Consider the following 22,931-nt stretch of genomic DNA (forward strand, 5'->3'; position numbering starts at 1 on the left):
CGTTTCCCGGACAGGAGAATCCCATGCGACATTTCGCAGTGAAGGCGGCGCTGTGCGCCGCGTTATCGCTTGCCGCCGTCTTCGGCCAAGGCGCGGGCACCGTCGATCCGGCGCGCCAGAGTGCCCCGCCGGACGGCTGGGCAAGCCAGGCCGGCGGCACGCAGGGCGGCGCCGCGGCACCCGCCGAGCAGATCTACACGGTGGCCAATCGCGCCCAGCTGCTGGCGGCCCTCTACAACGGCGCCAGCAATCCGAAGATCATCAAGGTGACCGGCATCATCGACATGAGCGAAGGGCAGCCGTACACCAGCAGCGCCGACCAGGCCGCGCGCGGCGCCGTGCGCGTGAAGAGCAATACCACGCTGATCGGTGCGGACGGCGGCGCCGGCTTCGTCAACGGCCACATCGTCGTGTCGAACGTCTCGCAAGTCATCATCCGCAACCTGAAGCTCGTCAATCCCTGCGACGTGGGCCCCGTGTGGGATCCGACCGACGGCGCCACCGGCAACTGGAACTCGGCGTTCGATGCGATCGGCATCTCCGGCGCGGACCACGTGTGGGTCGACCACGTCAGCTTCACGGACGCGCCGGTGACGGACGACTTCCTGCCCGTCGAGAATGGCCACGTGCGGCAATGCCACGACGGCGCGCTGGACATCACGAACGGTGCCGACTACGTGACGGTGTCGTACAACGTGTTCGAGCAGCACAACAAGAACAACCTGGTGGGCGGCAGCGACAGCGCCACGGGCGACGAAGGCAAGTTGCGGGTCACGTTCAGCAACAACGTGTTCCGCGACGTGGCCAGTCGCGCACCGCGTGTGCGCTACGGCCAGGTCCACCTGTTCAACAACTACTACGCCGGGTCGAAGTCGCATGCCGTCTACCCGGTCAGCTACGGCGTCGGCGTCGGCAATGCGGCGAAGATCCTGTCGAACAATAACGTGTTCGAGGTGGCCGGCGCGCATTCGTGCCCGGATGTCGTCAAGGACTTTTCCGGCACGATCGCCGGCGCCTTCAAGGACAACGGCTCGCTGCTGAACGGCGCGGGCCTGGGCGCCTGCACCGTATCGGCGAGCGTCACGTGGACGCCGCCATACCCGTACAGCGTGCGGCCGATCGCGCTGGTGAAAGCCAATGCGCTGGCGCAGGCGGGCGGCGGCAAGCTGACGAGCACCGTCACCGGTACGGGCAGCACGACGATTGACACGGGTCCCGCACTGGCATGCCCGCCGTCCGGCCTGTACTTCTGCGACGATTTCCAGGGCGGCGGAACGGGCAAGTGGGACTTGCTGCCGGTGGTGGGCCCGAACGGCAGCTTCCGCGTGCAGGATGAAGTGGCCGGCAGCGCGAACAAGGTGCTGCAGTACACGGCCTCGTCGACGGGCGGCGTGCTGGCGCTGATGAAGGACAGCGCGCTGGGTGCCGTGCCCTCCGGCGACTACTACGTGGAAGCGCGCATCCGCCCGATGACGAACGGCACCACCGGCAACAAGCAGCTGTACCTGGTCACGCGCTACGTCGATGCGGCCAACTGGTATGGCGGCGGCTTGAACGTGCAGAACAGCACGGCCAGCACGCAGGTCGAGATCGCGAAGATGCTGGCCGGTTCGCTGAGCCGGCCGAAGCAGGTGCGCAAGGCGATCGCGATGGATGGCCCGTTCTACACGGTGCGCTTCGAGATGATCGGCAGTACGTTGACGGTGTACCTGGATGGCGAAAACCTCGGCTCCGTCACGGATGCGGACTTCGCGGCCCGCGGCCTCGTCGGCCTGTACACGGCCAATAAATCGTTCCAGATCGACGACGTGCGCATCGGCGATCCCGCGCTGAAACCGGCGCAGCTGACGCTCGATCCCGCCGCGACGACGTACGCGGCCGAGGCGGGCGACAATCCGCTGCAGGTGGCGGTGCGGGCGGTGGCGGCCGACGGCAGTGCCGACGGCTACACGGCCGTCTCCAGCAACCCGCAGGTGGCCGGCGTCACGGTCACGGGCAACGTCGCGACGATCGCGCCGCTGGCCGCCGGCACGGCCACCATCGTGTTCCGCTCCGGCTCGGACCCGCTGCTGACGCGCACGATCACGGCCACGATCGCGCCGCGCTTCGTGCAGCCGACGCAGACGTACCAGCTGGAGGACGCCGCGTATCCGTCCGCGCAGATGGAGCCGGCGCCGGTCGACGTGGCGCTCAAGCTCGTGTTCGACAACCCGCCCACGTTGGGCAGCGGCGGCTCGGTGCGCGTGTTCCGCAAGGCCGACGATGCGCTGGTCGACGTGGTGCGCCTCGGCGGCGAGACGGACGTGCTGGGCTACCCCGGCCAGGACCAGGTGCGCAAGGTGAACACGGTACCGGTCCGGATCGACGGCAATGCCGCCACCATCAAGCTGCACAGCAACCGGCTCACGTACGGCACCGAGTACTACGTGGCGATCGCCGACGGCGTGTTCACGGGCGCCACGTTGCACGGCGTGCCGTTTGCGGGCATCGGCAAGCTGGCCAACTGGTCGTTCACGACGCAGGCTGCCGCGCCGACGGGCGACACGGTCACCGTGGACGACGACGGCCCGGCCGACTTCCGCACCGTGCAGGGCGCGCTCGACTACGCGATGGGGCAGTTCGCCAAGGCCGCTCCCGTCACAGTCCGCGTGATGAACGGCACCTACGAGGAATTGCTTTACCTGCGCGGCAAGGACAATGTGCGCATCGTCGGCGAGAGCCGCGACGGCACCGTGATCCGCTACACGAACAACGACAGCCTGAATCCCGGCACTGGCGCCAGCCAGGCCGCGGCCAGCAACGCGGCACCGAGCGGGGGCAGGGCGATCATGCTGGTCGAGTCGTCCGACATGCTGCAGCTGGAGAACCTCAGCTTCAACAACACGACGTTGCGCGGGTCCGGCATCTCGGCGCAGGCCGAAACGCTGTACTTCAACAACGACGCGGGCCGGCTGGTGGCAAGGAACGCCGCGTTCTACAGCGAGCAAGACACGCTGAACCTGAAAGGCTGGTCGTGGTTCTACCGCACGCTCGTTGCGGGCAACGTCGACTTCATCTGGGGCGGCAGCCGCGCCGCGCTGTTCGAGGACAGCGAGATCCGTTCGGTGGGCGATACGAGCAGCGCAACGGGCGGCGGCTATGTGCTGCAGGCGCGCGTGCCCGCGGCCACCGACAAGGGCTTCGTGTTCCTGAACAGCCGCCTGACGCACGGCCCCGGTCCCGGCCCGCTGCACGGCGACGTGCCGAATGGGGCGACTTATCTGGCGCGCAGCCCGGGCGGCACGTCGAGCTGGGACAATATCGCGTTCATCAACTGCCGGATGGACCGGCACGTGGCCCCGGTGGGCTGGGCCGGCCTGGGCGTGAACGGCCAGCCGGCACCGAACCCCGTCCAGGCCAGTGCGGTGTCCGGCTGGCGCGAATACGGCACGATGGACTTGGCGGGCGCGCCGCTCGACCTGTCGGCCAGGGCAGGGGGCTTCCAGCTCAGCGCCAGCGACGTGGCGGCGGGCTTCGCAACGCGCGCGCAGATCTTCGCGGCGTTCGGCAACGGCGCCGGGTGGGACCCGCAGCCGTAAGCAGGGTTACGCGCGCAGCCGTTCCATGAAGCCGCCCAGCCGCCGCACCGCTTCCTCCAGCTGGGCGGTGCCGGCGGCGTACGACAGTCGCACGTAGGTGTTGGCGCCGCATTGGCCGAAGTCCTTGCCCGGCGTGAGGGCGACGTGCACTTCCTGCAGCGCGCGTTCGCAGAACTGCCACGACGTCAGCCCGGTGCCGCTGACGTCGAAATACACGTAGAACGCGCCGTCCGGCGGCACGGGCACGGGCAGGCCGATGCGCTGCAGGCCCTCCAGCGCGAGGCTGCGGCGGCGCAGGAACTCGACGCGCCGCTGTTCGCACACGGCCAGCGATGCCGGCGTGAAGCAGGCCAGCGCGGCCTGCTGGGCCAATGTCGACGGGCAAATATAGTAGTTCTGCGCGAGGCGCTCCAGTGCCGGCACCAGCGCTTCCGGTACGACGCACCAGCCGAGCCGCCAGCCCGTCATGCCGAAGTATTTCGAGAAGCTGTTGATGACGATGGCGCCGTCGTCGAACGCCAGCACCGTCTGCGGCGCGCGGCCGTCCGCATCGCGGTCCCCCAGGTTCAGGTAGATCTCGTCGACGATGCGCCACGCGTCGTGTGCACGCGCGTGCTCGCAGATCGCCGCCAGTTCGGCCGGCGGCACCGACGTGCCGGTGGGGTTCGACGGCGTGGCGACCATCACGCCGCGCGTCCGCTCGGTCCAGTGGGCACGCACGCTGGCCGCGTCCAGCTGGAAGCGCGTGTCGGGACCCGTCGCCACCAGTTGCACGTTCGCGCCGAAGCTGCTGAGGAATTGGCGGTTGCACGGATACGACGGGTCGCCGACGATGACGTCGTCGCCCGGATCGACCAGCGCCGCTGTCACCAGCAGCAGCGCGGCCGAGGCGCCGGCCGTGACGACGATGCGCTGCGGCGCGATCGTCACGCCGTGCTCGCGCTGGTAAAACCCGGCGATCGCCTCGCGTAGCGCCGGCAGCCCGAGCGCTGGGGTGTACGGGATCGCGCCCTGTGTGGCGATGGCCGCGGCCGCGTCGAGCACGGCCGGCGGCGCGCCGAAGTCGGGCTCACCCAGGCTGAGGCGGATCACGTCGTGGCCCTGGGCCGCCAGGGCGGCGGCACGGGTGCCGAATTCCATGGCAAAGAACGTGTCCATGGCTTGCGCGCGTTGGGAAATCTTCATGGTGGCATTGGTCTGCGGTTCGGAGGGCGTTAGTTTAACGGGGATTGCCGCGCTCCGCCGGCATACAATTACGGCGATGGAGGAATACATGCAAGAACTGATATCGCAACTGGAACGCCTGTACCTGCCGGCCGACTTTGTCTCATCCGCCGCATCCGCCGACCTGCCGCGGCACCTGGCCGGGGACGTCACCCACGCCTTCGATCTCGCGCGCGGCGGCGCCGTGCGCGCGGCCGTCATCCCGTTCGACAGCGGCAGCAGCGGCGACGGGGCCACGCAATGGGAGCGCCTGTGCAAGGTGGCCAATGCGCTGCAGGGCGAGCTGGGCTTGCCGGCGCCGGCCGTCAGCGTCTCCGGCGCAACGGGTTTCAAGCTGTGGCTGTCGTTCGCGGCGCCCGTGGACACGGCCACCGCGCAGCGCTTCGTCGACCTGCTGTGCGCGGCCTATTGCCCGGACGTGGTGCCGCTGCCGCACGGGGTACTGATTCCGGTCGAGCTGCCACCGTGCCGGCACCCGGCGACGGGAAAATGGGCCGCCTTCATCCATCCCGGCATGGGCGCTTCGTTTGCCGACGAGCCGGCGCTCGAGATGCCGCCGCCGGCCGCCGCGCAGGCCGCGTTCCTGGAGGGGCTGCAAAGCATCGGCGCGGCCCAGCTGCGCGAGGCCATCGGCGTGCTGGAACGTGCATCCGCGCCGCCTGCCACTGTCGCCACGCCGCAGGGCCGGCCGGACGCGTTCCCCGGCGACCTGCTGCTGCGCGACGCGACGCTGGAAGACATCGTCCGCTACCTGCACGCACAGAACATCGAGCCGACGTTCCGCCACGTGCTGCCGCGCTGACGGTACGGGCCGCGCGTCAGCGGCCCCGCACCACCTGCAGCTTGACCTTCTTGCCCTGCCGGTAGGTGAACAGCGTCATCGCCGCGTTGCGCAGGTCGCCCTTCGCATCGAATGCGATGGCGCCCGTGATGCCGGCGTGGCGCACCGCCGCCAGCGCGGGCAGGAAGGTGGCCGGTGCGGTCGACTGCGCGGTGCGCATCGCCTGCGCCAGCACCATCACGGCATCGTAGGCATACGGCGCATACGTCTCGACGGGCAGCTTGAAGCGCTCCCGGTAGCGTTCCACGAACGCGTCGTACGCCGCTTGCTGTTTGCCGTCGATGCCGCCGGCGACGACGCAGACCACCTTGTCGTCCGCCAGCGCATCGCCCGCCAGGATCGGCAGGCGTTCCGAGCAGATGCCGTCGCCGGAGACGAAGCGCGCCTCGATGCCCAGCGTCTTCATCTGCTTGAGCATCGGCCCCGCCACCGCGTCCATGCCGCCGTAGAAGATCACGTCCGGCCGCTTGCCGCGGATCTGCGTGAGGATCGCGTTGAAGTCCACTGCCTTGTCGTGCGTGAACTGGCGGCTGACGATTGCCGCCGGGCCGGCGAGCGTGCGCACGCCCTTGGCGAATTCGTCCGCCAGGCCCTGGCCGAACGCGGTGCGGTCGTCGATGATCGCGATGCGCCGGGCTTTCAAGGTGCGCACCGCGTAGTCGGCCAGCGTGCGGCCGATCAGGTGATCGTTGGCGACCACGCGAAACGCCGTGCGAAAGCCCTGTTGCGTGTACACGGGCGTCGTGGCGGCGGGCGAGATCTGCGGGATGCCGGCCGTGGCGTAGATCTTCGAGGCCGGCACGGTGGTGCCCGAATTCAGGTGGCCGACGACGCCCGCCACGTGCGCATCGACGAGCTTCTGGGCGACGGCGGTGCCGGTCTTCGGATCGCTTGCATCGTCTTCCGGTACCAGCACCCAGCGCACCTTTTGCCCGCCGATGGCGATGCCCTGCGCATTGAGCTCGTCGATCGCCATGCGCGCGCCGTTCTCGATGTCCTTGCCCTGGTGCGCGCCGGGGCCGGACAGCGGCGAGGCGGTGCCGATCCTGACTTCGGTCTGGGCCGCAGCAGGGCCGGCGAGCAGCAGTGCCAGGACGGCAAGTGGCAGGGCGCGAGAGGAGATGGACATGGCGGCTTTCAAGATACGTGTTGCCGTCATTGTAATGTCGTGTTTGCAAGCGGCGCGCCCGCCATGTATGCTGCGGCGGCAACCCACGATTACCCATTCCGGACGACTAATATGAACAAGCTGCTTTCCTCCTGCGCCTTCGGCCTTGCCATCGCGCTGACCCTGTCCGCCTGCGACCGCGCCAAGGCCCCCGCGAGCGCCTCCACCGCGGCGTCCACCGCCGCGCCGGCGCCGTTCCAGAAGATCGATACCGTCACGGGCACCGGCAAGGAAGCCGTGGCCGGCACGACGGCCGTCGTCAATTACACGGGCTGGCTGTACGTGCCTGACGCGCCCCAGCAGCATGGCGAGAAGTTCGATTCCTCGATCGGCCGCGACCCGTTCAGCTTCCGCCTCGGTGGCGGCCAGGTCATCCGCGGCTGGGACGAAGGCGTGCAGGGCATGAAGGTCGGCGGCAAGCGCACGCTGATCCTGCCGCCCGAGATGGGGTATGGCGACAGCGGCGCGGGGCCGATTCCGCCAAACGCGAACCTGATCTTCGAAGTCGAGCTGCTGGACGTGCGCTGAACGGCGTTTGCGTTACCAACCGAAAGGAGTCTCCATGTCCGAACTGAACAAGAGCATCCTGCAACAGGCCAATGCCGCCGTCCGTGCCGGCGACAACGAAGGCTTCCTGGCGTTCTGCACGGAAGACGTCGTGTGGTCCACGGTGGGCGGCGACACCTTGCATGGCAAGGCGGCCGTGCGCGCGTGGATGGCGACCGAGTGCACGGCGCCGCCCGAGTTCACGGTGGACCGGCTGATCGCCGACGGCGAGAACGTCGTCGCGCTCGGCCATATCGTCTCGCTGGACGGGCAGGGCAAGCGGGTGCGCAATGCCTATTGCGACGTCTGGCACGTCCGCGACGGCAAGCTGGCCGCCCTGCAGGCTTACGTGATCCCGGTGGGCGAGCCTACCTAGTCACGCGGCCAGCGCCGCGCTGTCGTCCCGCTCGCGCCCTCGCTCCCTTCCATAGCGGGCCGGGGGCACGCCGACGTACCGCGTGAAAGCGACGCTGAACGTGCTCGCCGAGCTGTAACCGACCCGTTCGGCCACCTCGGCGATGCCGCAAGCGCCGCCGCGCAGCAGTTCCTTGGCCAGCGCCATCCGCCACGCCAGCAGGTAAGCCATCGGCGCCATGCCGACGGCATCGGAGAAGCGCGTGAAGAACGCGGAGCGCGACAGTGCCGCCTCGCGCGCCAGCTCGACCACGGTCCACGGCCGCGCGGGTGCCGCGTGCATCGCGCGCAACGCACTTGCCAGGCGTGGATCGGCCAGCGCCCGCATCAGGCCGGGCGGTGTGGCGGTGCCGGCCGCGGCGTTGCTCCGCAATGCCTCGATCAACAGCACCTCAAGCAGCCGCGCCATGATCACGTCGCGCGCCGGCCGCTGCGCGCGCGATTCGTCGCCGACCAGCTGCACCAACGTGGCCAGCCGCGGTTCGCCGCGCACGTGCACGATGCGCGGCAGCAGCGAGACCAGCAGCGCCGCATCGGGCGACCCGAACACGCAGTGGCCGATGATGAAGCGCACGTCCGGCTCGGCTGCCGGGTCGCCTTGCCGCACGACGCCGGGCGCGATGACGGTGGGTGGCCGGTCGAAGTCGCGCGCCGGCGGCGGGCGCAGGCTCGACATCGCGAAGTCCCACGCCGCCGGAATCAGCACGAAGTCACCGGCCTCCAGCACCACGGGTTCAACGTCGTCGAGCGCCAGCCGGCAGGTGCCTTCCAGAACGGCGCAGTACGACGGCTCGCCCGTCTCCGCGCGCCGCACGCCCCACTGGCCAGCGGCGCCGACCACCTTCGTGTGCCGCACACCCGGCCGCAGCAAGCCGACCACCTCGGCCAATGGATCTGTCATACTGGACTCCTGAACATAAAACCTGGACTTGCTATTGTAGCGCGTCCTGCGCCACAGGCTTATCGTAGAGGCTCTTACACACCAACCAGGAGCCCCTCCATGAAAACCGTCCTGATCACCGGCTGCTCGTCCGGCTTCGGCCTCGAGATCGCCCGCCACTTCCTCGCGCAAGACTGGAACGTCATCGCGACGATGCGCAATCCGCAGGCCGACATCCTGCCCGCGTCCAGCCGCCTGCGCATCCTGCCGCTCGACGTGGCGGACGACGCCAGCATCCGCGCCGCCGTCGCCGCGGCCGGGCCGATCGACGCGCTCGTCAACAATGCCGGCGTCGGCGTGTTGTCCCCGCTGGAAGGCACGACGATGGACACGGCGCGCGCCGTCTTCGCCACCAACACGCTCGGTACGATCGCGCTGACGCAAGCCGTGCTGCCGGGCATGCGGGCGCGGCGCGCGGGGGTGATCGTCAATGTCACGTCGACCGTCACGCTGGTGCCAAGGCCGCTGCTGGCCGTCTACACGGCCAGCAAGGCGGCCGTCAACGCATTCACCGAATCGCTGGCGCTGGAGGTGGCACCGCTGGGCATCCGCACCCGCCTCGTGCTGCCGGGGCGGGGGCCGGGGACCAAATTCGGCGAGAACGCCCGCGGCCATACGCAGGACGCCATCCCGGACGACTACGCACCGCTGATCGATGCCGTGTTCACGGGCATGCGCACGCCCGGCCCCGTGACGGAGGCCGAGGCCGTCGCCCGCGCGGTCTGGCATGCGGTGACGGATCCCGCCGCGCCGATGCGCATTCCGGCCGGGGCGGATGCGGAAGCGCTGGCCGCCTCGTTGTAACCGCGCCATAGGGTGGCGGCGCGGGGCCGCGGCGTGTATCCTGCCGGCTTCGTCCATCCTGACCGCCAGCCCATGAGCCACAGCCAGCAACCCCAATGGGGCCTGGCCGTCGATACCGAACGCTGTATCGGCTGCCACGCCTGTTCCGTCGCCTGCAAGGTCGAGAACTCCGTCTACCTCGGCATGTTCCGCACCAAGGTGTATTACCACGATTTCGCCGGCAAGGATGCCGCGGGCAGGAGCGCGCAGCGGCGTGCCTTCCTGCCCACGCTGTGCATGCAGTGCGAGGATGCGCCGTGCCTGAAGGCGTGCCCGACCGAGTCGATCCGCCGCGATGCGGATGGCGTGGTGCGCATCGATACGTCCACCTGCGACCGCTCGCGCGACTGCATCGCCGCCTGTCCGTATGGTGCCATCCACATCGACCCGGTTGCCCAGGTGGCCGACAAGTGCGACTTCTGCAGCCACCGGCTGGAGGCCGGCATGCAGCCCGCCTGCGTGGAAGCCTGCCCGACCGAGGTGCTGGTGTTCGGCGACGTGAACGACGCCGCCAGCCCGATCAGCCGCTTCCGCGCGCGCCATGAAGCCGACCTGACGGTACTGAAGCCCCAGGAGCTGACCCGGCCCGCGGTGCACTATCGCGGCATCGGCACCGTGGTGCCGCGCGCGATGGAAAACAAGCTGCCGAAGGGCCGCAACCACGACCCGTTCACGTACGAGATCGATACGTGGGCCGAGCTGCGCGCCGATTACGGCACCGGCGCCAAGGCCACGAAGGGAGGCAAGTGATGCTGCGCCGCGAATTCATCAAGTCGGGCCTGGGTGCGCTGGCCACGCTGGGTGTCGGCGAAGTGATCCTGCTGGGCGCGGGCGATGCGATGGCCGCCGCCCCCGATCCGCTGAACTACGCCACCGACGCCGACGGTGCCGCCCACAAGGTGCGCCCCGACTACCGCACCGCCACGTCCGTGAAGAGCGTGTGCCTGAACTGCTCGACCGTGTGCGGCATCGAGGGCTTCGTGCAGGACGGCCGCGTCGTCAAGATCCGCGGCAATCCGCTCGACCCGAACCTCGGCAGTTTCATGACGTGCGCGAAGGGCCAGAGCGGCCCGACGATCAACAACTACCCGGAGCGCTTGCTGTTCCCGCTGCGCCGGGTGGGCAAGCGCGGCGAGGGCCTGTGGCGCCGGATCACGTGGGAAGAAGCGTATGCCGAGATGGCGACGCGGATCCGCCGCTGCATCGACGACGGCCACCCGGAACGCGTGGCGATCCACCAGGGCCGTTCGCGCTACGAGTCCGAGATCGGCCGCTTCCTGAACGCGATCGGCTCGCCCGTGCTGCTGAACCACCGGGCGCTGTGCTCGTCGAACAAGCGCGCCGCCAACTACGTGAGCCTGGGCGAAACGGACTGGGAATCGATCGACGCGGAGCGTTGCCGCTACTTCCTGAACTTCGGCGCCAACTTCTTCGAGGCGCACCAGGGCGGCCTGCACCTCGTGAAACGCGTGACGAAGGCGCGCTTCGACCATGGCGCCAAGCTGGTGACGTTCGACGTACGGATGTCGAACACGGCGGGCCGCAGCGACGAATGGTTCCAGCCGTATCCCGGCACGGAAGGCGCGATCGCGCTGGCGATGGGCCACGTGATCCTGCGCGAGAACCTGCACGACCGCGCGTTCGTCGCCGACTACGTGCAGCCGGGCGAGGCGCGGCTGCGCGAGTGGCTGGCCAGTTGCACGCCCGCGTGGGCGGCACAACTGTCCGGCGTGCCCGCGGCGGACATCGAACGGCTGGCGATCGAGTTCGCGTCCGCGAAGCCGGCCGTGGCGGCCTTCACGAACCGCGGTACGGGGGCGCACTACAACGGCTTCAACGCCGAGCGCGCGGTGGTGATGCTGAACGCGCTGGTGGGCTCCGTCGGCAAGCCGGGCGGCTACTGCTACGGGCTGGAAGAGAAGCTGTCGCCGGCAAAATACCCGGCGCCGCAGCCGGAGCCGCCGAAGGTCACGATCCGCACCGACCTGGAAGACCCGCCCGAATGGCCGCTGGCGAACCGCTGGCAGAAGATGAAGGTCGGGCAGGTGGTGTACGACTACCTGAAGGAAGGCCGCGCGCGGCTGGACGTCTACATCAGCTACACGATCGCGGCGCCGATGACGTGGCCGGAAGGGCGCACCACGGCGGCCGAGGTGCTGGCCGACGAGAAGCTGATCCCGTTCCACGCCTGCTCGGACATCGTGTATTCCGAGATGGCGCACTACGCCGACCTGATCCTGCCCGATGCGACGTACCTGGAACGCTGGGGCATGGACATCCGCAACAACCTCGAGCTGCGCCACTACGTGATGCTGCGCCAGCCGATGGTGCCGCCGCCGGGCGAGGCGGTGTCGTTCCCCGACGTGCTGTTCAATATCGGCAAGCGCCTCGGCCCGGACCAGGCGAAGTATTTCGCGTTCGGCACGCACGAGGATTACGTGCGGGCGCAGTGCTCGAAGCTGCCGACGAAGGGGCCGGACGGGCGCGCCTTCGCCAGCGGTTTCGAGTACATGAAGCACTACGGCGTGCACGTCGACGCCGGGCCGAAGGCGTACGAGGTGTACCGGCGCGCGTTGAGCGCCGAGCAGCTGGCCGGCAGCCGCGTCGACGAAGCGAGTGGCCGCGTGCTGAAGGCGGACAAGCCGGGCGGCAAGGAACGCGCGATCGGGCTGATGGTCGGTGGCGTGGCCGTGCGCGGCTTCGCGACGCCGTCCCGCCGCTTCGAGATCCACGCGCCGGAAGTGGCGCAGGTGGCCGCCGCGGCGGGCATGCGCGACGACGGCCTGCCGTCGTTCCACCACGTGCCCGGCCTGGAAAGCCTGCCGGCGGACCGCTACGTGCTGACGTCGTTCAAGTGGAACGTGCACACGCAGGGCCGCACCGCGTCGCAGAAGTACCTGGCCGAGATCGTGCACGACAATCCGATGTGGATGCATCCGTCCGTGGCGGCGCGGATCGGCGTGAAGTCGGGCGACATGGTCGAGCTGACGACCTACCGGCCCCGTTCCGGCACCGCCGGCGACAAGGCGTTCAAGGGCGGCGCGGCCGGCAAGGATGCCGTCGTCGGGCGGGCGCGCATCCGCGTGTTCGTCACCCAAGGCATCCATCCGAAGGTGCTGGCGGTGTCGAATTCGCTGGGCTGGAAGTTCGGCGGCCGGGCGGCGCAGGGACGCAACGGCAACCGCACGGCGGTGCTGCGCGCCTCCGGCCAGGGCGCGACGGTGGCCGCGCTGGGACCGGAACCGCGCCACGACGACCTGCGCAACGGCGTCTGGTGGGACGAGCGCAACGGCGGGCGCGGCAACGGCGTCAACATCAACGCGATCCTGCCCGTCAATCCGTCGCCGCTGGTCGGCATGCAGGCCTGGTTCGATACGGTCTGCAGCGTGCGCAGGGTGTAATTCCCGCTACAGCTGGTCCACCGCGTCGAGCACGCGCGCCGAATACACGACGGCGGCACCCGTGTTCATCGCGATGGCCACGCTGAGCGCTTCGGCGATTTCCTCGCGCGTGGCGCCCGCTTCCAGCGCCGCTTTCGCATGGACGGTGATGCAGCCGTCGCAGCGCGTCGTCACGGCCACGGCCAGCGCGATCAGCTCGTGGATCTTCTTATCGAGCTTGCCGGTGGCGGCCGCGGCGCCGTCGATCGTCTGCCAGCCGCGGATAGCATCCGGGCTCAAGGTGGCGAGGTCGCCCACGCGACCGATGAGTGCACTGCGATAGGCGTTCCAGTCCTGGATCATGATGTAGTCCCTTTCAGTGGTTGTGCTCACGCCATGCTGCGCCGGCTGGTCAGGTGAATGTGCGATGAATTTGTCCGAAAAGTTGGGCGGCGGGCCACACATACGCGACAACTTTCCCCTGGCGCGGCCGTGAATCTGTGCTTGTGCCGGTCGCGATTTGCTCAGCAGGTTGATTGGTGCGGCATTGACGCGCGTGCCGTCCTGTTATCTACTGGCCGGCACAGTCAACCTTCACGAAAGACGCGTGAGCATGAATCCAGCCGTGCGGCAGCGCCGCAGCCAGTGGCTTGCCGCGACGCTTGCGGCCCTGGCGCTGGCATTGTTCTGCGCGGGCTGCGCCGCGCCCGGCACCTACACGAATCCGATCCTGTACGCCGACTATTCCGACCCTGACGTGATCCGGGTGGACGACGACTACTTCCTCGTTGCGTCCAGCTTCCATTTCTCGCCCGGCCTGCCGGTGCTGCACTCGAAGGACCTGGTCCATTGGCGTATCGCCGGCCACGTGCTGGACCGGCTGGACTTCCACCCCGCCTACGACATGGTGCCGCCGTACACGCTGACGGATGCGACGTCGAAGCCTGTCGGCCCCGGCATGCGCTATGCGGGCGGCGTGTGGGCGCCGTCGATCCGCCATCATGCGGGGCGCTATTACGTCTATTGGGCCACGCCGGACGAAGGCATCTTCATGAGCTCCGCCGCACACCCGGCCGGGCCGTGGACAAAGCCGGTGACGGTGCTGGCCGGCCCAGGCTACGAAGACCCGTGCCCGTTCTGGGACGACGATGGCAAGGCGTGGCTCGTCCATTCGAAAGTGGGCGCCGGCCCGTTGATCCTGCACGCGATGCGCGCGGACGGCACGGCCCTGCTGGACGCGGGGATAACGATCGTCGAGGACAAGGTCAACCTGCCCGTGCTGGAAGGGCCGAAGCTCTACAAGCGCAACGGCTGGTACTACATCTTCGCGCCGATCGGCGGCGTGGGGACGGGGCCGCAGGCCGTGCTGCGTGCGCGGCAGATCACGGGGCCGTACGAATACCGCACCGTGCTCCATCCCGGCAACGGCCTGGCGGGCCCGCACCAGGGCGGCTATGTCGAGACGCCGTCCGGCCAGGGCTGGTTCATCCACTTCAACAGCACGGGGGCGTTCGGCCGCATCGCGCACCTGCAGCCGGTGACGTGGCGGGACGCCTGGCCCGTGATCGGCAACGGCGGCCTGCCGGTGCTGGAGCACCAGGTGCCGCAGATGGCCGGCAGCGGCTACCGCCTGCAGGATTCCGACGAATTCGCGCAACCGGCGCTGGGCTTGCAATGGTCATGGAACCACAATCCCGACGCGGCGCGCTGGAGCCTCACCGAGCGGCCTGGTTTCCTGCGCATCGGCGCAACCCGGGCGCGGCACCTCGTCGGCGCCCGCAACACGCTGACGCAGATCCTGCAGGGGCCTGCCTCCGAGATCACGACGCGCATCGAGCTGCAGGGCATGGCGGAAGGCCAGCGCGCCGGCCTTGTGCTGTTCGGCGTGAAAGTGCCGTGGATCGGCGTTGTGCGGGAGGACGGTATCAACCATTTGACCTATGCGAACGCCGGCGCGGAAACGCGTGGCGCGCGGATCGATGCCGATGCCGTGATCCTGCGCGCCACGGTGACCGCCGACCAGCACGTGCGATTCGCGTATGCGCTGGACGGGCAGGGCGCCTTCACGAACTTCGGCCCCGCCACGCCGCTGGCGAAGTTCTCGTGGTGGAAGGGCAGCCGCCCCGCCGTGTTCACCTACGTCCGTTCCGACGCGGACGAGCCGAAGGCTGCCCACGCCGGCCCGCTCGCCCGCGACTACATCGACGTGGACTGGTTCCGCGTCCGCGTCCTGCAAGGAGAACCGTGATGACGATCGATGCACGCCGCCGCCGGGTGGTGCTGGCGCTGGGCGCGGCGCTGCCGCTGGCCGCAATGGGCGCACCATGCGAGACGGCGCCCGCATGGGCCGACCAGCTGCGCCGCGAGCTGGACGAGATGGCCAGCCACCTGACCCGTACCCTGCAACCGTGGCCAGTGCCGCCGCGCGTATTCGTGCCCGAATCGTACGGCCTGGCCAAGGATGCGCTGGCGACGGCGGCGATCCAGCGTGCCGTGGACGCCTGCGCATCGGCTGGCGGTGGCACCGTGCGCCTGGCAGGTGGCGACTACGTCAGCGGCACGATCGACCTGCGCTCGGGCGTGATGCTGGAGATCGCGGCGGGCAGCCGGCTGTTGGCCAGCACGAACCTGGCCGACTATCCCACGCGCCACGCGCGCCGCTCGACAGTCATGGACAGCAATATGGGCATGCACCAGTCGCTGATCTTCGCCGAAGGCTGCGAGCGCGTGGGCCTGTGCGGCAAGGGCACGATCGACGGCCGCGGCACGCCGGACAATTTCCCCGGTGAAGAAACCACCGGCGCCACGCCGGGCCGGCCGTTCCTGATCCGCATGCTCGACTGCCGCCACGTCGTGATCCGCGACCTGCGCATGCGCGACTCGCCGTGCTGGATGCAGAACTACCTCAATTGCGAAGACTTGATCGTCGACGGCATCCACGTCGAGAACCAGGCGAACCACAACAACGACGGCCTGGACATCGACGGCTGCCGCCGCGTCATCGTCCGCAACACGTTCATCAACGCCGAGGACGACGGGCTGTGCTTCAAGGGCGCCAGCCAGCGAAACGGCGAGCAGATCCTCGTCGAGAACTGCGAGTTCTACAGCAGCTGCAATGCGCTGAAGTTCGGCACCGATTCGCAAGGCGATTTTCGCAATGTCCTGGTGCGCCACGTCGTGCTGGGTGGACCGGCCGCGACGATGCGCGCGGCCAAGCGCCGCAAGGCCGATGGCGGCATTTCGTGGGAAAGCGTCGACGGCGGCACCGTCGAGCGCATACTGGTGCACGACGTGCAGATCGTCCGCTCCGAAAGCCCGCTGTTCCTGATCCTCAGCGACCGCGGTCGCGTGCGGCCCGGCCAGTCGAAGCCGCCGGCGGGCCGATTGCGTCACATCGTCTACGACCGCATCACGGGCGACGACAACGGCATGCGCGGCTCGTTCTTCACGGCGATACCCGAACGCCCCATCGAGAACGTGCTGCTGCGCGACGTGGCGTTGACGATGGCGCCCGCACCAGGGCCGGCACCCGATGCGGCCGCCGTCCCCGATGGACGCGGCCTGTATCCCGACCCGCACATGTTCGCCCCGGTGATGCCGGCATCCGGCCTGTGGGCCCGCAACGTGCGCAACCTGACGTTGCAACGCGTGCGGTTCACTACGACTGGACAGGATGCGCGGCCCGCGCTGATCGCGCCGGCCGCGTGCAGGCTGGGCTGATTACATCTTCACGTTCAACATCGCAAAGAACGTGCGTCCCAGCGGATCGTAGCTGGCCGAGATCGAATTGTTGGCCGGCAGCTGCGTGGAGCCGAGCACCGGCGGGTCCTTGTCCGTCACATTGCGAACGCCCGCCGTGACGCTGACGGCCTTGCTGAAGTCCCAGCCCGCCGTCAGGTCGAGGTACGTGTAAGCCTTGATGCGCGGGTTCGTCAGCGAGTCGTAGGCCGGCGGTGTGAGGCCGCGGCGCTGCGGGATCACGTAGGCGTCCGTCGTCACGCTGCCGCTGTAGCGCGCGCGGGCGGACAGCATCAGCTTCCCGCTGTTCATCGTCAGCCGCACCGTGCCTTTCCACTTCGGCACCGGCTGGCCGCACGTGCCGCCCCAGCTGCCGACGCAGGCGTTCTTCACATCCGGGATGTCCTGGATCGGCGTGAAGGTCAGCTCGTCGACATAGGTCCAGTTGGTGTCCAGGTTCCAACGTGCGCCGTTGGCGAAGAGGCCCCAGCCGGTGGCGAAGCCGTAGTGCAGCGCCAGGTCCAGCCCTTGCGTCCTGATGCCGCCGATGTTCGCGGCCGTCGTCATCACGTAGTCCGGCGCGGCGATCTGGCCCGTGACGGGATCGCGGTGGATCGCCTTGCAGTACACGCTGTCCACGCTCTGGATCGTGTAGTAGCACAGGTCCAGCACGGACTGGATGCCGCCGCCGCCCAGGGTCGAGATGGCGTTGTCCAGCGTGATGCGGTACCAGTCGACGGAGAGCTGCAGGCCGCGCACGGATGGCGGCGCGAAGACGGCGCCGATCGTCGTCGTGTGCGACGTTTCCGCTTCCAGGTTCGGATTGCCGCCCAGGATCTGCGTGAGGAATTGCGTCGGCTGCACGGACGCATCGAACACCATATTGGCCGGCACGCCGGTGGCCTCGCACACTGCGCGCACGGCGGCCGTTTGCTGGCCTGCCGCCGCGCGGCTCGAGCATGGGTCGATCGCGATCGGGCCATTGCGGCCCTGGCCGCCGAACAGCTCGCCCACGTTCGGCGCGCGGATCGACTTCTGCCGCTGCACGCGGAACGTCAGGCTGTCGACCGGCGCCCATTCGGTGCCGATCGAGTTGGTCCACACGGTGCCGACGGATTCCACGTCGTAGTCGGAGCGCCGGAACGCGCCGCTGATGGACAGGCTTTTCGCCAGCGGCTTGTCCTTGAGGAGCGGCACGCGCGCCTCGCCATACATTTCCTTGACGGTCGCCTCCCCCTCGGTGGGCCGCGCCGCGTTCCAGCCCGATACGTCGCCGGACGACAGGAACGCATCCGGCGTGTACTTGCTGTACGCATGGCGGCGCTCGAAGCCGGCCGAGAAGTCCACCGGCCCGGCCGGCAGCTCGGCCAGCTTGCCCGTCACGGTGCCGGCCAGGACCTGCTGCTCGGCGACGATGTCCGAGTTCGACGAGATCAGGATCGCGTCGCGCGCCGCCTGCGTGATGTTCTGGCCGAACGGGTTCAGCACGGGCGCGGCGCCGTTCTGCGCCAGCAGCGCGTTCTGGAAGCGCGACAGCGAGATCGACCCGGCCTGGTACTGCGATTCCGTGGTGCGCGCATGGGTGTAGTACACGTCATACTTCAGGTCCGACAGGTAGCGTTCCGACAGCGCCGGCAGCTCGCCCTTGACGCCGACGGAGAAGCGGAACACCGAGTGGTCCGTCGCGCCGAGCCGCGTGCCGAGGTCGGACAGGCGGCGGTTCAGGTTGACGAGAGCGCGGCCGTCGCCCGCCACGGTGGTCAGCGTCTGCGAACCGTTGGCCGCGTTCAGCGTACCTGTCTCGCGCAGGTCGAGCTGGCGCATCACTTCGCGCATCTCCGGGCTCAGGTAAGGGTTGTTCGTGTCGACGAGGAAGTTGCCGCTGGCGCTCGTCGGGCCGATCTGCACCTGTGCCTTGTTGCTGCTGTAGTGCATTTCTAGATAGCCCGTGGTGCGCTCGTTGAAGTCGTAGTGCGCGAACGCGTTGCCCATCCAGCGCTTCTGCGGCGTGACGACGTACGACAGCGGCCCCAGGTCGTAGCCGTCGTCCGGCGCGACGTACGGGCGCACCGCCTTGCCGCTGGCGTCGAAGATCGCACCCAAGGTGCCCATGTTCTGCAGGCCGGCTGCGCGCAGTGCGGCGTCCAGGGCGGGGTTCGATGCGGCCGATCCGGGCACGGGCAGGTTGCCGATCCGTCCGTTCGGCACCGTCGACGAGCCGCTGAAGATGAGGCCAGGGCGGCCGCCGGCGGACAGGCACGTCTGCCCGGCCGGCACGGCCAGCGGCGTGCCGGGGCGGGTGGCGGACCATGAGGCGGCCGTGACGCAGCCGTCGCCCAGCGACGGCAACGAGTAGCCGCCCAGCTCACCGCGCGTCATGCCTTCGCGGTTCATGTAGTTCAGCGACAGCACGGCGTTGCCCTTGTTGTCGGCGAAGTTGCCGCCCACCGTCAGGTCGAGGCTGCTGGTCGGGGTTTTCGTCGGCTGGTCCCAGCTGCGCTGCGCATTCAGTTCGACGCCCTGGAAGTTGTCGCGCATGATGAAGTTGACGACGCCGGAAATCGCATCGGACCCGTACACGGCCGACGAGCCGCCGGTGACCGTTTCGATGCGCCGCACCAGCGCTGCGGGGATCGCGTTGATGTCGGTGGTGAAGTCCGGCCCCGTGATCGCGAAGCGGCGGCCGTTGACCAGCACGAGGTTGCGCGTGGGCCCCAGGTTACGCAGGTTCAGCGTGGCCGTGCCGGACGGCTGGCCCGCCTGCATCGTGTTGGCGGTGGGGCTGCTCAACTGGCTGGCGGCGAACTGCGGCGTGTCCGTCAGCAGCGTTTCCAGGTTCTGCGTGCCCGTCACCTTCAGCTCCTGCGCATCGAGCACCGTGACCGGCGTGGGTGCGAGGAAGCCGCGGTTGACGAGGCGCGTGCCGGTGATGACGACCGTGTTGTCGTCCTTTGGCGCGGCCGGAGGCTGTGCCTCCTGGCCGTGCGCGGCGCCGGCGAGGCTGGCCGCGGCAAAAATGGCCGACAACTGCGCCGGCCGGGTTGCGTGGTGACTGCGCTGGCGATGTCGCATTGCTGCTCCCCTTCGAAGTGGCGTTGGTACGCATGGGCGTGCCGCCGATGGTAGGAAGCTTCGAATGGGGAAGTCAATCGGCGGCCGATCACGCCGATGATTAAATCGGCGCCGCGCAGAGAATCGATTCGTCGTGAGCGTAGCGGGGCGTTGACGCCCGCGCCGTGATCAGTGGGATCGATTCCGCCGGCGCGGGCTTGATTGCCGATCCGAGGTTCCGCTCAGCCGCGTGAGCGCAGCGGTGGCTGCTAGCTTGCGGATGCGTCGTCTGCGCCGCCGTCGGCTGCCGGTGGCAGCGGGGTGGCCAGCACCTTGTCGATGCGCTTTTCATCCATGTCGACGACCTCGAAGCGCCAGCCATGCCACTCGGCCCATTCGCCCGTGGCGGGGATCTTGCCCAGCAAGAGCATCATCATGCCGCTCAGCGTGTGGTAGCGGCCGCGGTCTTCCTCGGGCACGCTGCGCAGCGCCAGGCAATCCTTCAGTTCCGGGATCGGGATCACGCCATCGAGCAGCCAGGAACCGTCGTCGCGCTGCACGGCCCACGCATCGCCCGCGTCGGCCGGCGTGAATTCGCCGGTGACGGCTTCCAGCACGTCCTGCAACGTGACGATGCCGCCCACGTCGCCATACTCGTCGACGACGAACGCCATCTGGATGCGGTTGGTGCGGAACTGCTCCAGCAACTCCATGCCGGTCAGGGTTTCAGGCACGTACACGGCCGGGTGCAGGTCGGCCCGGAAGTCGGGCAGCTTGCCGCGCGCCACGCAGGCCAGCGCCTGTTTCGCGTGGACGATGCCGAGGATCTTGTCGAGGCCCCCATCGCAGACGGGGAAGCGTGAATGCTCCGATTCGATCAGCCGCGCCAGGCCCTGTTCGGGCGGCAGGTTGACGTCGATGAAGACGACGTCGCTGCGCGGCACCATCAACGAGCCGAGCTGGCGCTCGTCGAGGCGGAACACGTTGCGCATCATCTCGTGCTGCTGGTGTTCGATGACGCCGGCATCCGACCCTTCCTCGAGCATCGCGTGGATCTCTTCCTCGGTGACGGCGGTGCGCTCTTCCTGCCTGACGCCGAGGAGGCGCAGCAGGCCGTGCGTCGAGAACGTCAGCAGCGCCACGAACGGCCGCGTGGCCGTCGCCAGCCATTGCATCGGCCGCGCGACGAGGCGGGCGATCGGCTCCGGCGTGATCTGGCCCAGCCGCTTCGGCACCAGTTCGCCGACGACGATGGACACATAGGTCACGCTCAGCACGACCAGCGCGGTGGCGAGGATCAGCGCGGTCCGTTCCGGCACGCCCAGTGTTTGCAGCCATGCCGAGAACGGCGCGGCCAGCACGGCTTCGCCGACGATACCATTCAGCAGGCCGATCGACGTGATGCCGATCTGGATCGTCGACAGGAACTTGGTGGGGTCTTCGCCCAGCTTGAGCGCGACGGCGGAGGCATGATCGCCTTCCGCCGCCAGCTTCGCCAGCCGCGCGCGGCGCGCCGTGACGAGCGCGATTTCCGACATCGCGAAGATGCCGTTCAGGACGATCAGGCCGACGAGGATCAGGATTTCCATGCTGCCTCTCCGGAGCGGTCGCGCGAACGCGGGAAGCGGCTCAGTGGGATGTGGCTGGAAACGCTACGGCAGGGCCAGCGCAATGAAAGGCTGGCGGACGAGAATATGACGGGGTCAGGGCAGGGGGAACAACAGGGACTGTCCATACGGGGCCGGGGGTGAACCGGAGGCTCCTTGGGGTGGTTAATGGATTGGTCATGCTACTGGACGCTTGCGGCGGTGTCAAACGCACTGGTCCCCGCGGTCATGGCGCGTTCGGGTCCACGCCATTCAACCTGCACCATTCGTCGAGGTCCCGGTCCCGCGGCAACGGGCCCGTCGTGTACAGGCGTGCCTGCCGCAGATCCTGCACCACGCGCTCGCGGGTTGCCGGATCGCTGGCGGCCTTTTGCTGGAACCGCGGGTCCTGCGCGATGATGCACAGCGCCCGGCAGAAGTCGTACATGCCCCAGCCGGTCTGGCCTACCCGGCGGCGGATGTCGATCGCGCTGGTCAGTGCCTGCTCGGCCTCGGCGGGCATGGGGGTGGCGCTGTCGCGCAGTGCGAAGCCCAGTTGGCCGAAATTCTCGTGATAATTGCGCCCTGGATCGGACGCGATCAACGCGCGGAACACGGGGATCGTTCTTTCCATGACCGGTTTGCTGGCGGGATCGCCGCGGGTGCGGATGCGCAGGTCGCGGGCGCGGTAGAAGATCTGTGCCTTGACGAGGCCGGACGCCGCGGCGATGGACTGCTGCAGCGCCGGTTCCGCCGGCACCGGGTCGCCCGGCCGCGCGCTCAGCTGCCGCTCCACCAGGTTCAGCGCCTCGGCATCCGTCTGCGCCTGGCGCTTCAGCTCATCCACTTCCTTCTTGGTTGCCTCGGCCTGCTCCGTCAGGATGCCGATCCGGTCCGCGTAGCGCAGCGCGCCGATCAGGAACAGCCGTGTCCACAGGTACCCGAACAGAAAGCCCAGCAGCACGCCGGTGACGAGCAGGGCGCCGAGGTACGGCTTCAGGAAGGGCACCGCGCCGAACGCCGGCGCGATCGCCAGGGTCAGCGCGTCGAGCTTGCGCGGGATCTCGTTCAGTTGGGTGAGGCCGACGCCGACGAGGATTTTCGTGAGCCAGTCGGAAATCTGCTCCAGGTTCGTGTTGGGGATGTAGCCCCCGCCGCGGCCGCCCGGTGGCGCGGCTGTGCCGTCCGGGGCAGGCGGCGCGGTGGCGCCGCTGTCCTGCAGCGAGCGCGGGATGCCGAACAGGAAGCCGATGACGCCACCGCTCAAGGCCGCCGCCCCAAGCAGCAGCAACGAGGCCGCCGCCGCGCCGGCGAATGCCGCGGGCGTGCCGGTGGTCCAGGAAAACAACACGGCGGCGCCGGCCGTCGCGGCAAAGCCGAGCGCCAGGTTGACCATCGCGCCGCGGCTCTCCGGGATGCTCTGCTCCGCGAGGCTCGGGCGCCGTGCCGCCGGGGCTTGCTGGCCGCCCGCACCTTTGCTGTCCGGCTGGACCATGGTCGCGGCCTGCGCGGCCTGCGCGTGCCCGCCCCGCAGCGGGCGGACCAGCCACCGCTCGAGCAACGCCGCCAGGCGGTGCCGGATACCGCCGGGTTGCGGATCTTCTCGCTTGTCGTTCATGGTG

Annotated in this window: 16 protein-coding genes; 9 read left to right on the top strand and 7 right to left on the bottom strand. The window is 68.9% G+C overall.

Annotated elements, in window-relative coordinates; genetic code table 11:
• Window positions 1–23: 23 nt before the first annotated feature.
• Window positions 24–3,578, top strand: coding sequence for a pectinesterase family protein (locus tag IP92_RS07470; RefSeq protein WP_145873888.1), 3,555 nt, complete (start codon window positions 24–26; stop codon window positions 3,576–3,578).
• Window positions 3,579–3,584: 6 nt separating this feature from the next.
• Here IP92_RS07470 and IP92_RS07475 read toward each other — a convergent pair whose 3' ends face one another.
• A complete protein-coding gene (locus tag IP92_RS07475) occupies window positions 3,585–4,763 on the bottom strand; it encodes a pyridoxal phosphate-dependent aminotransferase (RefSeq protein WP_145873889.1) in 1,179 nt (392 codons plus the stop codon).
• A gap of 88 nt (window positions 4,764–4,851) precedes the next feature.
• On the opposite strand from IP92_RS07475, the gene IP92_RS07480 reads away from it, so the two are divergent.
• The gene (locus IP92_RS07480) at window positions 4,852–5,604 is read left to right on the top strand and encodes a hypothetical protein (RefSeq protein WP_145873890.1); all 753 of its coding nucleotides are present in this window, start codon (window positions 4,852–4,854) and stop codon (window positions 5,602–5,604) included.
• A gap of 16 nt (window positions 5,605–5,620) precedes the next feature.
• Here the strand turns inward: IP92_RS07480 and IP92_RS07485 are convergent, their stop codons facing one another.
• Complete coding sequence (locus tag IP92_RS07485; RefSeq protein ID WP_145873891.1) at window positions 5,621–6,772, bottom strand: branched-chain amino acid ABC transporter substrate-binding protein; 1,152 nt, start codon at window positions 6,770–6,772, stop codon at window positions 5,621–5,623.
• A gap of 111 nt (window positions 6,773–6,883) precedes the next feature.
• On the opposite strand from IP92_RS07485, the gene IP92_RS07490 reads away from it, so the two are divergent.
• A complete protein-coding gene (locus tag IP92_RS07490) occupies window positions 6,884–7,339 on the top strand; it encodes an FKBP-type peptidyl-prolyl cis-trans isomerase (RefSeq protein ID WP_145873892.1) in 456 nt (151 codons plus the stop codon).
• 34 nt (window positions 7,340–7,373) lie between these two features.
• Window positions 7,374–7,733: a nuclear transport factor 2 family protein gene (locus tag IP92_RS07495; RefSeq protein ID WP_145873893.1), complete on the top strand. Its 360-nt coding sequence runs from the start codon at window positions 7,374–7,376 to the stop codon at window positions 7,731–7,733.
• Here IP92_RS07495 and IP92_RS07500 read toward each other — a convergent pair whose 3' ends face one another.
• Window positions 7,734–8,672 (bottom strand): AraC family transcriptional regulator, encoded by a 939-nt coding sequence (locus tag IP92_RS07500; RefSeq protein ID WP_145873894.1) that lies wholly within the window; start codon window positions 8,670–8,672, stop codon window positions 7,734–7,736.
• Window positions 8,673–8,771: 99 nt separating this feature from the next.
• On the opposite strand from IP92_RS07500, the gene IP92_RS07505 reads away from it, so the two are divergent.
• From IP92_RS07505 to IP92_RS07515, 3 genes are all read left to right on the top strand, one after another.
• Complete coding sequence (locus IP92_RS07505) at window positions 8,772–9,515, top strand: SDR family oxidoreductase (protein WP_145873895.1); 744 nt, start codon at window positions 8,772–8,774, stop codon at window positions 9,513–9,515.
• Between the two features lie 72 nt (window positions 9,516–9,587).
• Window positions 9,588–10,304 (top strand): 4Fe-4S dicluster domain-containing protein, encoded by a 717-nt coding sequence (locus tag IP92_RS07510; protein ID WP_145874080.1) that lies wholly within the window; start codon window positions 9,588–9,590, stop codon window positions 10,302–10,304.
• Entirely contained in the window at window positions 10,304–12,955 is a 2,652-nt protein-coding gene (locus IP92_RS07515) for a molybdopterin-containing oxidoreductase family protein (protein ID WP_145873896.1), read from the top strand. The genes IP92_RS07510 and IP92_RS07515 overlap by 1 nt, the downstream gene beginning before the upstream one ends.
• Window positions 12,956–12,961: 6 nt before the next feature.
• On the opposite strand, the gene IP92_RS07520 is transcribed toward IP92_RS07515, so the two are convergent.
• Complete coding sequence (locus IP92_RS07520; RefSeq protein WP_145874081.1) at window positions 12,962–13,297, bottom strand: carboxymuconolactone decarboxylase family protein; 336 nt, start codon at window positions 13,295–13,297, stop codon at window positions 12,962–12,964.
• 250 nt (window positions 13,298–13,547) lie between these two features.
• Here IP92_RS07520 and IP92_RS07525 point away from each other — a divergent pair, with 250 nt between their 5' ends.
• Window positions 13,548–15,182: a glycoside hydrolase family 43 protein gene (locus tag IP92_RS07525; protein ID WP_145874082.1), complete on the top strand. Its 1,635-nt coding sequence runs from the start codon at window positions 13,548–13,550 to the stop codon at window positions 15,180–15,182.
• Complete coding sequence (locus IP92_RS07530; protein WP_145873897.1) at window positions 15,182–16,654, top strand: glycoside hydrolase family 28 protein; 1,473 nt, start codon at window positions 15,182–15,184, stop codon at window positions 16,652–16,654. Before IP92_RS07525 ends, IP92_RS07530 begins: the two co-directional genes overlap by 1 nt.
• On the opposite strand, the gene IP92_RS07535 is transcribed toward IP92_RS07530, so the two are convergent.
• The 3 genes from IP92_RS07535 to IP92_RS07545 all read right to left on the bottom strand — a co-directional run bounded on the left by IP92_RS07535 (window position 16,655) and on the right by IP92_RS07545 (window position 22,927).
• The gene (locus tag IP92_RS07535; RefSeq protein WP_145873898.1) at window positions 16,655–19,744 is read right to left on the bottom strand and encodes a TonB-dependent receptor domain-containing protein; all 3,090 of its coding nucleotides are present in this window, start codon (window positions 19,742–19,744) and stop codon (window positions 16,655–16,657) included.
• A gap of 248 nt (window positions 19,745–19,992) precedes the next feature.
• On the bottom strand, window positions 19,993–21,312 hold the full coding sequence (locus IP92_RS07540; RefSeq protein ID WP_145873899.1) for a hemolysin family protein: 1,320 nt from the start codon (window positions 21,310–21,312) through the stop codon (window positions 19,993–19,995).
• A gap of 244 nt (window positions 21,313–21,556) precedes the next feature.
• Window positions 21,557–22,927 (bottom strand): hypothetical protein, encoded by a 1,371-nt coding sequence (locus IP92_RS07545; protein WP_145873900.1) that lies wholly within the window; start codon window positions 22,925–22,927, stop codon window positions 21,557–21,559.
• Window positions 22,928–22,931 lie beyond the last annotated feature (4 nt).

The sequence above is a fragment of the Pseudoduganella flava genome (assembly GCF_007830495.1).
Classification (GTDB): domain Bacteria; phylum Pseudomonadota; class Gammaproteobacteria; order Burkholderiales; family Burkholderiaceae_D; genus Rugamonas; species Rugamonas flava.

Excerpts from the sequence above, each read along its gene's own strand:
- IP92_RS07485 (WP_145873891.1), bottom strand. The coding sequence starts at position 6,772 with ATGTCCATCTCCTCTCGCGCCCTGCCACTTGCCGTCCTGGCACTGCTG.
- IP92_RS07505 (WP_145873895.1), top strand. The coding sequence starts at position 8,772 with ATGAAAACCGTCCTGATCACCGGCTGCTCGTCCGGCTTCGGCCTCGAG.
- IP92_RS07480 (WP_145873890.1), top strand. The coding sequence starts at position 4,852 with ATGCAAGAACTGATATCGCAACTGGAACGCCTGTACCTGCCGGCCGAC.
- IP92_RS07535 (WP_145873898.1), bottom strand. The coding sequence starts at position 19,744 with ATGCGACATCGCCAGCGCAGTCACCACGCAACCCGGCCGGCGCAGTTG.
- IP92_RS07475 (WP_145873889.1), bottom strand. The coding sequence starts at position 4,763 with ATGAAGATTTCCCAACGCGCGCAAGCCATGGACACGTTCTTTGCCATG.
- IP92_RS07515 (WP_145873896.1), top strand. The coding sequence starts at position 10,304 with ATGCTGCGCCGCGAATTCATCAAGTCGGGCCTGGGTGCGCTGGCCACG.
- IP92_RS07540 (WP_145873899.1), bottom strand. The coding sequence starts at position 21,312 with ATGGAAATCCTGATCCTCGTCGGCCTGATCGTCCTGAACGGCATCTTC.
- IP92_RS07470 (WP_145873888.1), top strand. The coding sequence starts at position 24 with ATGCGACATTTCGCAGTGAAGGCGGCGCTGTGCGCCGCGTTATCGCTT.
- IP92_RS07545 (WP_145873900.1), bottom strand. The coding sequence starts at position 22,927 with ATGAACGACAAGCGAGAAGATCCGCAACCCGGCGGTATCCGGCACCGC.
- IP92_RS07520 (WP_145874081.1), bottom strand. The coding sequence starts at position 13,297 with ATGATCCAGGACTGGAACGCCTATCGCAGTGCACTCATCGGTCGCGTG.
- IP92_RS07510 (WP_145874080.1), top strand. The coding sequence starts at position 9,588 with ATGAGCCACAGCCAGCAACCCCAATGGGGCCTGGCCGTCGATACCGAA.
- IP92_RS07490 (WP_145873892.1), top strand. The coding sequence starts at position 6,884 with ATGAACAAGCTGCTTTCCTCCTGCGCCTTCGGCCTTGCCATCGCGCTG.
- IP92_RS07525 (WP_145874082.1), top strand. The coding sequence starts at position 13,548 with ATGAATCCAGCCGTGCGGCAGCGCCGCAGCCAGTGGCTTGCCGCGACG.
- IP92_RS07500 (WP_145873894.1), bottom strand. The coding sequence starts at position 8,672 with ATGACAGATCCATTGGCCGAGGTGGTCGGCTTGCTGCGGCCGGGTGTG.
- IP92_RS07530 (WP_145873897.1), top strand. The coding sequence starts at position 15,182 with ATGACGATCGATGCACGCCGCCGCCGGGTGGTGCTGGCGCTGGGCGCG.
- IP92_RS07495 (WP_145873893.1), top strand. The coding sequence starts at position 7,374 with ATGTCCGAACTGAACAAGAGCATCCTGCAACAGGCCAATGCCGCCGTC.